Here is a 12,938-nt window from a genome sequence, read left to right as displayed (position 1 = left end):
CGCCGAAGCAGGCGTCCCCCGCGCGTGCGCGGTCCCCGGGGTGCAGGATTGTCACAGGGTCCGGGACCTCCGGACCAGGGGAGGTGTGCATGACCGCGACCGAAGCGAAGCCCAGGCAGGCGATGACGCGCGAGGACCTCGCCAAGTGGGTCTTCTGGCCCTCCGCCGTGCTGATCCTCGGCTTCGCGCTCTTCGCGATCGTCGCGCCGGACATGGCAGAGTCGGTCTTCGACACCATCCAGGCCAACATCATCTCGGCCTTCGGCTGGTACTACGTGCTGATCGCCGCCTTCTTCGTCGTCGTGACGCTCTACCTCGGGTTCAGCAGGTACGGCGACATCGTGCTCGGCAAGGACGGCGACGAGCCGGCCTTCTCCAAGTTCTCCTGGTACGCGCTCCTGTTCGCGGCGGGCATGGGCATCGGCCTCGTCTTCTACGGCGTGGCCGAGCCGCTCTCCCACTACGCGAGCCCGCGCCCCGGGGTGAGCGGCACCCCTGAGCAGCTCGCGCAGTCCGCGATGTCCCAGACCTTCCTTCACTGGGGCATCCACGCGTGGTCGATCTACATCATCGTGGGCCTCGCGATCGCCTATGCGGTGCACCGTCGCGGGCGTCCCGTCTCCATCCGCTGGGCGCTCGAGCCGCTTCTCGGCAAGCACGTCGAGGGCCGCTGGGGCAACCTCATCGACATCACCGCCGTGCTGGGCACCCTGTTCGGCATCGCGACCTCGCTGGGCCTGGGCGTCCTGCAGATCGCTGCCGGGCTCGGCTCCGCCGGCATCGCCGAGCCGAGCACCACCACGGAGGTGGTGCTCATCGTCGTCATCACCATCGTCACCTTGTTCAGCCTGCTCACGGGGCTCGCGCGCGGCATGAAGTGGCTGTCCAACATCAACCTCGCCCTCGCCGCAGTCCTGCTGTTCTTCGTGCTCTTCGCGGGCCCCACGCTGTTCCTGCTGCGTGAGTTCGTGCAGTCGATCGGCAACTACATCCAGAACTTCGTCGGGCTCAGCTTCAACGTGTCCGCGTACGCGGGCGCCGAGGGCGCCGCCTGGCAGGCGAGCTGGACCACCTTCTACTGGGGCTGGTGGATCGCGTGGGCGCCCTTCGTCGGCGTGTTCATCGCACGCGTCTCCAAGGGCCGCACCGTGCGCGAGTTCGTGTGGGGCGTCCTGCTGGTCCCCGCGATGATCACGTTCCTGTGGTTCGCGGTCATGGGAGGCACGGCCCTCTACCAGGAGCTCGAGGGCGGAGGCGGCCTCATCGCCGCGGACGGCACCATCGACACCGAGGGCGCGCTGTTCGACATGCTCGACAACCTGCCCGGCGGCAGCGTGCTCACGCTGGGCGCCGTGCTGCTGGTCGGCATCTTCTTCGTGACCTCCTCCGACTCGGGCAGCTTCGTGCTGTCCATGCTCACGTCCGGCGGCCAGGAGACGCCCGCGAAGTGGCTGCGCGTGTTCTGGGCCTGCACCACCGCGGCCGTCGCGATCGCCCTGCTGCTCTCGGGCGGCCTCACCGCGCTCCAGACGGCCGCGATCATCACTGCACTGCCCTTCAGCTTCGTGATGATCGGGATGGTCGTGTCGCTGTTCCGCGCCTTCGAACGCGAGCATCGCGCCTACCTCAAGGTGACCCGCCAGCAGTTCGTCGAGCACATCGGCGACACCTACGGGCTCGACGCGACCGGCGAGCTGCCGAGACCACGGGCGAAGATCCTGGACCGGCTGCTGCGCCGGCCGGAGGGCGCCGCAGCACCAGGCGCGACCGATGCCTCCGCCTCGGCCGACACCGCCGTCCCGCACTACGAGTCGCTCGACACCGACGCGATCGCGATCGCCCACCGCACCACCGAGGCACCCGTCGACGATGGCGGCGCCGCCCCGCCGCCCGACGCACCGAAGGACAACTGAGGCCGCCTAGCCTGGGCGCATGGAGTTCTCCTATGCGCTCGGGCTGCCACGCCAGCTCGTGCTCGCCGTGACGGCCGTGTCGGCGGTCGAGATCCCCGTCGCGCACCTGCTGCTCGCGCGCTGGAACGCGACCGTCGCGCTCGTCGTCACCGTCGCATCGGTCCTGTTCATCGGGTACGTGCTCGTCGACTGGGTCGCGGCGGTGCGCCGCCCGCTGCGGCTCGAGGACGGGACGCTGACCGTGCACCGAGGCCTCCGGCGCCCCGTGGTGGTGCCGGTCGCGGGCATCGTCGAGGCTCGCACCGTGCCGTCGAGCGACAACCTCCCCCGCGGCGCCGGACGCACCCTCTACGCGGGCGAGGCGAACGTGCTCCTCAGGCTCGATGCCCCGACGGCGACGGCGCTGGACCGTGAGGCGGTCGCTGTCGCGGCGGACGACCCGGGCGCGCTCGTCGCCGCCATCCGCGCGGTCATCCAGCGTCCCGCCGCGGGCGTAGAGTCGCCCACATGAACATCACGCCCCTGGTCCACGGCACCCGACCGCTGCTGCGCACGGTCATGGAGGTCGGGAGCACCTGGGCGCTGATGTCGGACGGCGACTCCATGCTCGTGTGGCGCATCCGCCAGCCCGAGCTGCTCCGGGTGGGCGCGCAGGTCGCGGACCACGGCGATGGACGATGCACGACCCCCGGCGGCATGCTCGCCTACCGGGAGGCCGACGAGGAGGGCGACATGCGTCGCCTGATCCTCAGCGAGCTCGCGCTCGCCGCCTGAACCCACGCCCTGCATCGTGACGCCGGCTCACGCCGGGAGCACGAGCACGCAGACCTCCACCGCGCCCTCCGGCCCCCTCGGGCCGGGTCGGGGCATGTCGAGGTAGAGCTCGTACCACGAGGCGTAGTCGTCGCCCGTGGTCGTATGCGCCATCGCGGGCACGAGCCCCGCGTCGGGCCACGTGTCCATGAGCCGCGCCGTCACCTCCCCGAGCTCCGCGTACGGGCCCTCGTGGTGCACCACCGAGTACTCGCCTGCCGGGAGCACGTCCGCCTCGATGGGCGCACCCTCGAGCTCGGCCGGATCCACCAGATGCCCGACCTCGATGTCCACCACGTCGCCCGGCCGGAACGCGATGTACCTGATCACGGCGCCGCGCGGTGCCGCGCCGTGCGCCGCGAGCATCGTCGCGACACGGTCGAAGGCCTCCCCCACCACCCGGGGGAGCTCCTCGAGCGTGACCTCCAGAGGCACGCCCACGTAGGGCCGCTGGGGAAGGTGCGTCGTGGTCATGCGCGGTACTCCGGGTTCGGGTGGTCGAACCGCGCCCCGGCATCCCACTCGCGGCGCGAGTTGCCGCCCGGCGGGAAGCCGCCGCCGTCCTTCAGCCAGCGGGCCGTGTGAAGGAGGTTCCACGTCATGAACGTGGTGTTGCGGCGCGTGAAGTCGCTCTCGGGTCCCCCGCTGCCGGGATCCAGGTAGGACGGGCCGGGACCCACCGGGCCGATCCATCCCGCATCGGCGTTCGGAGGGATCACGTAGCCCAGGTGCTGCAGGCTGTAGAGGACATTCATCGCCACATGCTTGACGCCGTCCTCGTTCCCCGTCACCACCACGCCCGCCGTGCGGCCGTAGTAGAGGTACTGACCGCGATCGTTGAGGTCGCCGGAGAGCCCGTAGAGCCGCTCGATCACGCGCGTCGCGACCGACGACTTGTCGCCGAGCCAGATCGGCGTCCCGAGGATCAGGATGTCCGCGCCGAGGATGCGCGGCGCCAGCTCCGGCCAGTCGTCCCGCTCCTGCTTCCCGCCGGGCACGTCCTCGCGCATGTCCGGGTAGACGCCTGGGGCGATGGCGTGGTCGACCGCCCTGATCAGCTCCACCCCCACGCCCTGGGCGCGAAGGATCGCGATCGCGTTGTCGAGCAGCCCCTGGGTATGCGAGAGCGTCGGCGAGGGCTTGAGCGTGCAGTTGACCACCACCGCGGACAGATCACTGAAATCGGTCATGCTCTCGACGCTACGTCAGGAGCGCCGGACCGTCCCCTCGACGTCCACCACGGCACCGTGCCGCGACTCCTCGAATCGCCGCCGCTCCCGGTTGAGGAGCGTGAACGCGACCACCCACAGCCCGAGGTCGTCGACGATCCCGAGCGGGAGCAGCAGGTCCGCGATGAGGTCGAGCGGCCAGAGCGTGTAGAGCACGGCCCCGGCGGCCACGACCCAGGTCATGGGCGCCAGACGATGCTCGCCGCGCCTGACCGCCTGCAGGAAGCTCCACCACACGGCCTCAGTATGCGCCCCGCCGGGCGCCCGTGCTCAGACGACCTCGCGCAGCTCCCCGGTGTGGACGTCGAACACGAAGCCGCGGACCTGGGACGTGTCGACCAGGAACGGGTTGCGGCGCAGGCGCTCCATCGACTGGCGCAGGTCCGCGTCCAGGTCGCGGAAGGACTCGGGGCTCCACGTGGGCTTGAGGCCGGTCTCGTCGAGCAGCTGGTTGCGCAGCTCGTCGTCCGTGAAGGTGAGCGCACCGCAGTCCGTGTGGTGGATGAGGATGATCTCGCGCGTGCCGAGCTTCCGCTGCGAGATGACCAGCGACCGGATCATGTCATCCGTGATGACGCCGCCTGCGTTCCGCATGACGTGCGCGTCACCCACCTCGAGGCCCAGCATCGCGAACGTGTCGAGGCGCGAGTCCATGCACGCGACCACCGCGAGCTGGCGGCGCGGCGGCAGCGGCCGGTCCGGCGTGTAGGTGGTCGCGTACTCGCGGTTGTTGGCGACGAGCTCGTCGGCGATTCCCATGGTTCCTCCGGGTGGTGGGGCGGTCGGCGGCGCCGGTGCGCGAGGCTCTATCGAGAGCCCCGCACACCGGCGGTCCGACTACACGTTAGTCGTCCAGTAGCGGGCTGCGGACGAGGTCTGGGTCGCCTTCCACCAGTACACGCCTGCGGAGCCCGCGACCGAGGAGTAGCTGTACTGGTACTGGGGCCGCTTGACCGTGACGGCGAAGCCCGGAACCTTGCCCTGCGGAACCCTGATGGCGTAGGCGACGCCGATCTGGTTGATCTTGGCGATGTTCGTGTGCGACCACGACGCGCCGGTCGCATTGAACGCGGTGCGGTTGATCACGGACCCGCATCCGCTCGCCGCGGGCGAGTAGGAGACGCCGAAGAAGGAGACGCTCACGCCGACCGAGAAGGACCCGCAGGTGGCCGGCAGGTCGATCGAGCCGGTCGACTTGTAGCTGTCGCCGGCCGCCGCGATGCTCGAGCCGATGCTGATCGACCACGGCGCGTAGTTCGTCGTGTAGTACTTCGCGGTGGCCGTGCTCGTGTGCGCCACATCGAGCTCGACGGTCACGTAGTAGTAGTCGTAGGTCGAGTTGCTGTCGGGGATCTTGTACTTGGTGACGCACGACTTCACCTGACCCCTCACGACGGGCTTGGCCTCGGTGGTGCGCGCTCCGCGGTCCTCCTGCGTGTCGAGCTGCCCGTACCAGGCCAGGTTGCCGCTGCAGCTGTCGTTGATGATCGTGCCCTCGGCTGCCGATGCCGCCGGCGCCAGCCCGATCGAGGCGATCAGCGCCATCGCCGCGCCCACGATCGCGACGCGCCCGCGGCGCGTCACCTTCACCCCTGTATCCACTTGTCACCCCTTTGTGATGAATGCCCGCCTGTGCAGGCGAATCGCACGCTACCGCCGCGCCCTCCCTCCGCGCTGCCCCCACAACTGGGGGCAGCCTGCTCTACCCATGTGGTGCCCGACCGGCGACAATGGCCGCATGCCGCGCGCCCTCGTCACCGGAGCCGCCCAGGGCCTGGGCTCCGAGATCTCACGCCGGCTGGTCGCGCTCGGCTACGACGTGGTGGTGCACGGCCGCGACGCCGCGCGCACCGAGGTGGCGCTCGCCGCCGTCCCCGACGCCCTCGCGGGCGTGACCGGGAGGCTCGACTCCCTCTCCTCGACACGCCTTCTCGCGGACGATGCGCGCGGCCGGGGCCCGTACGACGTGATCGTCCACAACGCGGCGCTCGGCCCCGAGCAGGAGCGGCCCATCCCGACGGAGGACGGAATCGAGCGGATCCTCCAGGTCAACCTGGTCGCGCCCTACCTGCTGAGCGCCCTGCTCACGGTCCCCCGCCGTATCGTCCTCATCGGCTCCGATGCTGCCTTCGCGGGACGCCCCCGCGTCGACCTCTCCACCCCCGACGACTGGGAGAGCCACCAGGCGTACGCCGACTCGAAGCTGCTGCTCACCATGCTGGCGTTCGAGCTCGCGGCCCGGCACACCGACCGGCAGATCAACGTGGTCCACCCCGGCTGGGTCCGCACCCGCATGGGCGGTCCCCGTGCGGCCCTGCCCGTCTCGGACGGCGCGGACACGCCCGTGTGGCTCGCGACCTCGGATGAGCCTGTCGCGCGCCGCGGCGGCCAGTACGTCCACAAGCGCCGCGCCGAGGCGCCCCCGCCCGCGGCGCTCGATGCCGGCCTGCGCGTCGAGCTGGTCGAGCACCTGGTCGCCGCCACGGGCGAGCACCTCCACTAGGGTTCCCTCATGAGCCCGGCCCGCGCCTCCATGACGGACGTCGCCCGCCTCGCCGGGGTCTCCGGACAGACCGTCTCCCGTGTGGCGAACGGCTCCCTCAACGTCAGCCCGGACACCCGTCAGCGCGTCCTCGAGGCGATGGAGTCGGTGGGCTACACCCCCAACACCGCGGCACGGGCCCTGCGCAGCGGAAGCTTCGAGACGCTCGGCGTCATCGCGCACCGGCTCGCGCGCACCGGCGAGTCGAGCATCGTCGAGGCGGTGGTCCAGGCAGCGCGCGGCTCGGGCCACACCGTCACGCTGCTCGACATCGACTCGACCGAGCACGCCGAGGTCGCGGAGGCGGCCTCGCGGCTGTCGCATCAGGCGATCGACGGGCTCATCATCATCCGTGCCGAGATCGAGGACGCCGGGCGCCTGGCCCTGCCGGCGGGGCTTCCCGTGGTGGTGGCCGATGCGACCTTCGGCGGGCGGCTGCCGATGGTCGGGTCCGACCACGCCGGGGGCGCGCGCCAGGCGGTCGAGCACCTGCTCGATCTGGGGCACCGAACCGTGCACCACCTCGCCGGCCCCGAGGACTCGATCCCGGCGCGCGCGCGGCTCGGCGCCTGGGAGGACGTGCTGAGGGAGCGCGGCGCGCGCGTCCCCGAGCCGTGGCGGGGCGACTGGACCGCCGCCTCGGGCCTCGCCGCCGGCCGCGCGCTCGTGGACTCGGGCGAGGCGACAGCCGTGTTCTGCGCGAACGACGAGATGGCGACCGGCCTCATGCTCGCGTGCGCCGAGGCCGGCGTGCGGATCCCCGGCGACCTGTCGGTGGTGGGCTTCGACGACATCTCGCTGGCGGGCTTCCTCAACCCGCCGCTCACGACCGTGCGTCAGCCGTTCGCGGCGGTGGGACGCCGGCTGGTCGAGCAGGTGCTCGCGCTCATCGCCGGGGACTCCGTTCCCGCAGGGATCGAGCTCATCCCCTGCGAGCTCGTGGTGCGCGCCTCGGCGGCGCCGCCGCGCTGACCGCGCCGCGCTCAGACGGTGCCGCGCTCCACCAGCTCGGTCGGGATCACCACGCGGCCGGCCGGTCGCCCGTTGATCTCGTCGACCAGCAGCCGGATCATCTCCTCGCTCACGCGGTCGAAGGGCTGGCGCATCGTGGTGAGCTGGGGCGTGGTCTGCTGCGCCACCGGGGAGTCGTCGAAGCCGACCACCGCGACGTCCTCCGGCACCTTCAGGCCCGCCTTCGCCAGCACGTCCATCGCGCCGGCCGCCATGAGGTCGTTCGCCGCGAAGACCGCGTCGAAGGGGACCTCGCGCGCGAGGATCTCGCGCATCGCGTTCGCGCCCGAGTCGCGGCTGTAGTCGCCGTACGCCACCAGCTCGTCGGAGTACGCCGCGCCCAGCACCGTGCGGAACGCCTGCAGGCGGCCCGTGCCGCCGGACGTGTCCTGCGGTCCAGCGAGGTGGACGATGCGCGTCCGGCCATGCGCGCCCAGGTGCTCGATGATCGCCCGGGCGCCGCCCTCATCGTCCGCCGTCACGTAGCCCACCTGCTCCTCGAAGCCCAGCGGGATGCCCGCGGAGATCACGGGCAGCCGCGCGGCGAGCAGCTCGGCCAGGAACTCCTGGCTGTCACGGTGCGAGGACACCACGAGCGCGCCGTCGACGTGACCGCCGGTGAGGTACTCGGTGGCACGGTGCCGCTCGTCGAGGGTGTCCGCCATGATCAGCACGAGCGTCATGCCGTGCCCGGCGAGCGCGTCGGCGGAGGAACGCAAGATCTGGAGGAAGTTCGGGTCCGAGAAGAACCGCTCGTAGGACTCCGTGAGAAGGAACCCGACCGAGCCTGTGCGGCTCGTCGCGAGCGATCGGGCGTGCGGGTTGATGCGGTAGCCGGTCGACTTGATGGCCTTCTCGACCTGGACCCGCGCCCCGTCCGAGACCCAATGACCGCCGTTCAGGACCCGGGACACCGTGCCGCGCGACACCCCGGCCTCCCGTGCCACATCGTCGATGGTGGGCCGGCGACCCCGCAGCTTCGTCACTGGTACCTCTTCTCGTGTCGCTTACGAGTATGGACTAGGAGCGCTCTCAGCCGCGCGCCGACGCGCGCCGGGGACCGCTGCGCTCACGGGCGATGCACGACGAGGGGCCCCGGGAAGCTCCCGAGGCCCCTCGTGCGAGACGCAGGATCAGCGAGCGCCCGCGCGGCGCTTGTTGAAGACGTCGAACGCGACGGCGAGCAGCAGGACCAGGCCCTTGACCACCCACTGCACCGGCTGGCCGATCGACAGGATCTGCATGCCGTTCGACATGACCGCCATGATCAGACCACCGACGATCGCGCCGGTCACACGACCGACACCACCCGTGACCGCCGCACCACCGATGAAGCACGCCGCGATCGCGTCGAGCTCGAACATGTTGCCCGCGCCCGGCTGGGCGCCGTTGGAGCGGGACGAGTACACGATGCCGGCGACCGACGCGAGCACGCCCATGTTGAGCATGACGCCGAAGTTCACCCACTTGACCTTGACGCCCGAGAGCATCGCGGCCGCGAGGTTGCCACCGACGGCGTAGACGTGACGGCCGAACACCGTGCGCTGGGTCACGAGCGAGTACACGATCACCAGCACCGCGAGGATGATCAGCACGTTCGGCAGGCCGCGCGCGTTGGCGAGCTGCCAGGCGAACCACATGACCACCGCGGCGACCGCGACGATCTTCGCGATGAAGAGCGGGAAGGCCTCGACGGACTGCTCGTAGGCGATGCGCGACGCGCGGGTGCGCCAGGCGCTGAACGCGTAGCCGACCACCGCGAGGGCGAAGACCACGAGCGTGAAGACGTCGTAGCCGTTGCCTCCCAGGATGCCGTTCTGGAAGCCCATCGCGATGTTCTGGTAGGACTGCGGGAACGGCGACAGCGAGATGGAGCCGAGCGTCAGGTGCGTGAGACCGCGGAACAGGAGCATGCCCGCGAGCGTGGTGATGAACGCCGGGATCCCGACGAACGCCACCCAGAAGCCCTGCCACGCGCCGATCGCGACACCGGTGATGAGCGCGGCGATGACGCCGGCCCACCACGGCATGTCGTTCTTGATCACGACCACCGCGGAGACCGCGCCCGTGAAGGCGACCACCGATCCGACCGAGAGGTCGATGTGACCGGCGATGATCACCATCACCATGCCGATGGCGAGGATGAGGATGTAGGAGTACTGCAGCACCAGGTTGGTGATGTTGCCGGGGCTGAGCAGCCTGCCGTCCGTGAGGATGGCGAACAACGCCACGATCACCACGAAGGCGATGTAGATGCCGCTTGTGCGGATGTTCCGCACCAGCAGATCCTTGATGTTCGCGGTGCCGGTCATGCCCGGACCTCCTTCTCCTGGGTCATGAGAGCCATGAGCTTCTCCTGGGTCGCCTCGGCGACCGGCACCTCGCCGGTCACCACGCCGAAGGCGAGGGTGTAGATGCGGTCGCACGTGCCGAGCAGCTCAGGGAGCTCGGACGAGATGACGATGACGGCCTTGCCCGCCGCCACCAGCCTGTTGATGATGGTGTAGATCTCGTACTTCGCGCCGACGTCGATGCCGCGCGTCGGCTCGTCGAGGATGAGCACCTCGGCGTCCGAGTAGATCCACTTGGACAGCACCACCTTCTGCTGGTTGCCGCCCGAGAGGTTGCCGACGGTCTGCATGACCGACGGCGTCTTGATGTTCATCGAGCCGCGGTACTCCTCCGCGACCTTGATCTCCTTGTTGCCGTCGACCCATCCACGCTTCGAGAGCTTGAACAGGGCGGCGGCGGAGATGTTGCGACGCACGTCCTCGATGAGGTTGAGGCCGTAGCGCTTGCGGTCCTCGGTCGCGTACGCGAGGCCGTGCTTGATCGCCTCGGACACGCTGTTGATCTGCACCTCCTCGCCGTGGAGGTAGGTGCGGCCCGTGATGTCGCGGCCGTACGCCTTGCCGAAGAGGCTCATCGCGAGCTCGGTGCGACCGGCACCCATGACGCCGGCGATGCCCACGACCTCACCCTTGCGGACGTTGAAGGAGGCGTTGTCGACGACGACGCGCCCCTCCTGCGTGGGGTGGTAGACGGTCCAGTCCTCGACACGGAAGATCTCGTCACCGACCACGTGCTTGCGCGACGGGTAGCGGTTGGTGAGGTCGCGACCGACCATGCCGCGGATGATGCGGTCCTGCATGCCTGCGTCGTCGTCGACGTCGATCGTCTCGATCGTGTGACCGTCACGGATGATGGTGACGCGGTCGCAGATCTCGGCGATCTCGTTGAGCTTGTGGGAGATCATGATCGACGTGATGCCGCGCTCCTTGAGCGCGCGCAGCAGGCCGAGCAGGTGCTCCGAGTCGTCGTCGTTCAGCGCAGCCGTCGGCTCGTCGAGGATGAGGAGCCGCACGTCCTTGGACAGCGCCTTCGCGATCTCGATGAGCTGCTGCTTGCCCACGCCCAGCTGGTTGACCGGCGTGGTCGGGTTCTCGTGGAGACCCACCTGATCGAGGAGCTTCATGGCCTCGTGGTTGGTGAGGTTCCAGTCGATGAGCCCGTTCTTCCCGCGGCGCTCGTTGCCGAGGAAGATGTTCTCCGCCACCGAGAGGTAGGGGATGAGCGCGAGCTCCTGGTGGATGATCACGATTCCCTTGTGCTCGGAATCGGGGATCGAGTGGAAGGACTGGACCTCGCCGTCGTAGACGATGTCGCCCTCGTACGTGCCATGGGGGTAGACACCCGACAGCACCTTCATCAGCGTCGACTTTCCTGCGCCGTTCTCGCCGCAGATGCCGTGGATCTCGCCGTCGATCACGCTGAGCTCGACGTCCGAGAGCGCCTTGACGCCGGGGAAGACCTTGGTGATCTTCTGCATTTCAAGGATGTGCTTCGGCATGTCTCACCTCCAAGGGTGGGAGAGAGGGGTTGAGCAAGAGGAAGGGGCGGTGCCGGCCCCGAGGGACCGGCACCGCCGTCAGATCACGAGGCCTGACCGGCCTCGACCTCCTCAGCGGTCCAGTAGCCGCTGTCGACCAGCAGCGACTGGATGTTGTCGGCGTAGACGATGTCCGACTCGAGCAGGTACGACGGGACGACCTTCACACCGTTGTCGTAGGTGGTGGTGTCGTTCGCCTCGGGCTCGCCGCCCTCGAGGTACGCAAGGGTCGCGGTGACCGCCTGGTCCGCGAGCTTGCGGGTGTCCTTGAAGATGGTCGCGAACTGGACGTCGTCCGCGATCAGCTTGACGGAGGCGATCTCCGCGTCCTGACCGGTCACGACCGGGAAGCCGTCGGCGACCGTACCGGAGTAGCCCTGGTTCTGAAGGGCGGTGATGATGCCGCGCGAGATGCCGTCGTAGGGCGACAGCACGCCGTCGACCTTGAGGTCGGTGCCCACGTAGTAGGTGGTGAGCAGCGTGTCCATACGCGTCTGCGCGGTCTCCTGCTTCCACTGCTGCGTGTTGGTGACGTTGATGTCCATCTCACCCGACGGGACGACGAGGGCACCCGAGTCGATGTACGGCTGAAGGGTGTCCATCGCGCCGCTCCAGAAGAAGTGCGCGTTGTTGTCGTCCAGCGAGCCGGCGAAGAGCTCGACGTTGAACGGGCCGGCCTCGCCGGTCTCCGCGCCGCTCTCGTCGAGGATGCCGAGACCCACGAGCAGCGAGGTCGCCTGCTGCACGCCGACCTTGTAGTTGTCGAAGGTGACGTAGAAGTCGACGTACTCCGAGTCGCGGATGAGGCGGTCGTAGGAGATGACGGGGATGCCCGCGTCGTGCGCCTGGTCGAGCTGCGCCTTGAGGGCGGTGCCGTCGATCGCCGCGATGATGAGGGCGTCGACGCCCGAGGTGATCATCGAGTCGATCTGCTGCGACTGGGTCGGGATGTCGTCGTTGCCGAACTGCAGGTCGACGGAGTAGCCGGCGGCCTCGAGGCCCGCCTTCACCGCGTCGCCGTCAGCGATCCAGCGCTCCGAGGTCTGCGTCGGCATCGCCACGCCGATGGTGCCACCCTCGGTCATCGCGCCGTCGGTGCCGCCGGTCGCGTCCGCCGTGCTGTCGTCCGACGAGCCCGCGCCGCCGCCGGAGCAGGCCGCCAGGGTGAATGCGAGAGCCGCGCCGGCGCCCGCTGCCAGGATCTTCCTGAACTTCATATCTCCTCCTCGAGATACCGGCCTGCGTCGTCGCTGGCCGTGCGAGACCCAGTGTGTTTGCGTTCACAACAAACGTCAAACCTCGTGCGTCACAATGCGATCACAGAGCACCAACAGCGTGAATTAAAATGGTTTACCAGGGATGATGCCCAAAGTATGGGAGCGCTCCCAGTTCCACGCGGCGCTGCCCGGCGCGAACGAGGTCGCGCCGCGCCAGGACGAATCGGACACGGACGAGCGGTGCGACGGCGGCCAGGCATCGTCCCGCCACCCCCGGCAGGCCCCCTGACGGACCTCGCGCGGACACGGCAAGGGCCCCGACCG

Annotated in this window: 15 protein-coding genes; 6 read left to right on the top strand and 9 right to left on the bottom strand. The window is 69.5% G+C overall.

Going from position 1 to position 12,938, the window contains the following annotated elements:
* The first annotated feature begins 89 nt into the window (after positions 1-89).
* The 3 genes from AOM06_RS08840 to AOM06_RS08830 are packed head-to-tail and all read left to right on the top strand — an operon-like array spanning position 90 to position 2,687.
* The gene (locus tag AOM06_RS08840; RefSeq protein ID WP_082105444.1) at positions 90-1,913 is read left to right on the top strand and encodes a BCCT family transporter; all 1,824 of its coding nucleotides are present in this window, start codon (positions 90-92) and stop codon (positions 1,911-1,913) included.
* A 19-nt stretch (positions 1,914-1,932) separates the two neighbouring features.
* On the top strand, positions 1,933-2,424 hold the full coding sequence (locus AOM06_RS08835; RefSeq protein ID WP_062304774.1) for a hypothetical protein: 492 nt from the start codon (positions 1,933-1,935) through the stop codon (positions 2,422-2,424).
* Positions 2,421-2,687, top strand: coding sequence for a hypothetical protein (locus tag AOM06_RS08830; RefSeq protein ID WP_062304772.1), 267 nt, complete (start codon positions 2,421-2,423; stop codon positions 2,685-2,687). Before AOM06_RS08835 ends, AOM06_RS08830 begins: the two co-directional genes overlap by 4 nt.
* Before the next feature lie 27 nt (positions 2,688-2,714).
* Here AOM06_RS08830 and AOM06_RS08825 read toward each other — a convergent pair whose 3' ends face one another.
* The 5 genes from AOM06_RS08825 to AOM06_RS08805 all read right to left on the bottom strand — a co-directional run bounded on the left by AOM06_RS08825 (position 2,715) and on the right by AOM06_RS08805 (position 5,545).
* Positions 2,715-3,200 (bottom strand): GyrI-like domain-containing protein, encoded by a 486-nt coding sequence (locus AOM06_RS08825; protein ID WP_062304769.1) that lies wholly within the window; start codon positions 3,198-3,200, stop codon positions 2,715-2,717.
* Positions 3,197-3,916 (bottom strand): flavodoxin family protein, encoded by a 720-nt coding sequence (locus AOM06_RS08820; RefSeq protein ID WP_062304766.1) that lies wholly within the window; start codon positions 3,914-3,916, stop codon positions 3,197-3,199. Before AOM06_RS08820 ends, AOM06_RS08825 begins: the two co-directional genes overlap by 4 nt.
* 15 nt (positions 3,917-3,931) lie before the next feature.
* Entirely contained in the window at positions 3,932-4,192 is a 261-nt protein-coding gene (locus tag AOM06_RS08815) for a DUF1232 domain-containing protein (RefSeq protein ID WP_062304764.1), read from the bottom strand.
* Between the two features lie 33 nt (positions 4,193-4,225).
* Positions 4,226-4,714, bottom strand: coding sequence for a beta-class carbonic anhydrase (locus tag AOM06_RS08810; RefSeq protein ID WP_062304762.1), 489 nt, complete (start codon positions 4,712-4,714; stop codon positions 4,226-4,228).
* 78 nt (positions 4,715-4,792) lie between these two features.
* Complete coding sequence (locus AOM06_RS08805; RefSeq protein WP_062304759.1) at positions 4,793-5,545, bottom strand: hypothetical protein; 753 nt, start codon at positions 5,543-5,545, stop codon at positions 4,793-4,795.
* Between the two features lie 148 nt (positions 5,546-5,693).
* On the opposite strand from AOM06_RS08805, the gene AOM06_RS08800 reads away from it, so the two are divergent.
* Together AOM06_RS08800 and AOM06_RS08795 are read left to right on the top strand one after the other, a co-directional pair.
* Complete coding sequence (locus AOM06_RS08800; RefSeq protein ID WP_062304756.1) at positions 5,694-6,458, top strand: SDR family NAD(P)-dependent oxidoreductase; 765 nt, start codon at positions 5,694-5,696, stop codon at positions 6,456-6,458.
* A gap of 9 nt (positions 6,459-6,467) precedes the next feature.
* Positions 6,468-7,469 (top strand): LacI family DNA-binding transcriptional regulator, encoded by a 1,002-nt coding sequence (locus AOM06_RS08795; RefSeq protein WP_062304753.1) that lies wholly within the window; start codon positions 6,468-6,470, stop codon positions 7,467-7,469.
* Between the two features lie 11 nt (positions 7,470-7,480).
* Here AOM06_RS08795 and AOM06_RS08790 read toward each other — a convergent pair whose 3' ends face one another.
* The 4 genes from AOM06_RS08790 to chvE all read right to left on the bottom strand — a co-directional run bounded on the left by AOM06_RS08790 (position 7,481) and on the right by chvE (position 12,614).
* Positions 7,481-8,494: a LacI family DNA-binding transcriptional regulator gene (locus AOM06_RS08790; protein ID WP_062304750.1), complete on the bottom strand. Its 1,014-nt coding sequence runs from the start codon at positions 8,492-8,494 to the stop codon at positions 7,481-7,483.
* A 147-nt stretch (positions 8,495-8,641) separates the two neighbouring features.
* Complete coding sequence (mmsB, locus tag AOM06_RS08785) at positions 8,642-9,820, bottom strand: multiple monosaccharide ABC transporter permease (RefSeq protein ID WP_062304747.1); 1,179 nt, start codon at positions 9,818-9,820, stop codon at positions 8,642-8,644.
* A complete protein-coding gene (gene mmsA / locus AOM06_RS08780; RefSeq protein WP_062304745.1) occupies positions 9,817-11,358 on the bottom strand; it encodes a multiple monosaccharide ABC transporter ATP-binding protein in 1,542 nt (513 codons plus the stop codon). Before mmsA ends, mmsB begins: the two co-directional genes overlap by 4 nt.
* 83 nt (positions 11,359-11,441) lie before the next feature.
* A complete protein-coding gene (chvE, locus tag AOM06_RS08775; RefSeq protein WP_062304743.1) occupies positions 11,442-12,614 on the bottom strand; it encodes a multiple monosaccharide ABC transporter substrate-binding protein in 1,173 nt (390 codons plus the stop codon).
* 142 nt (positions 12,615-12,756) lie between these two features.
* Between chvE and AOM06_RS14760 the strand changes: the two genes are divergently transcribed.
* Entirely contained in the window at positions 12,757-12,903 is a 147-nt protein-coding gene (locus AOM06_RS14760) for a hypothetical protein (protein ID WP_156163653.1), read from the top strand.
* Positions 12,904-12,938 lie beyond the last annotated feature (35 nt).

Source organism: Demequina subtropica, from assembly GCF_000971235.1.
Lineage (GTDB): Bacteria > Actinomycetota > Actinomycetes > Actinomycetales > Demequinaceae > Demequina > Demequina subtropica.
This window is presented reverse-complemented; position numbering and strand designations above follow the sequence as displayed.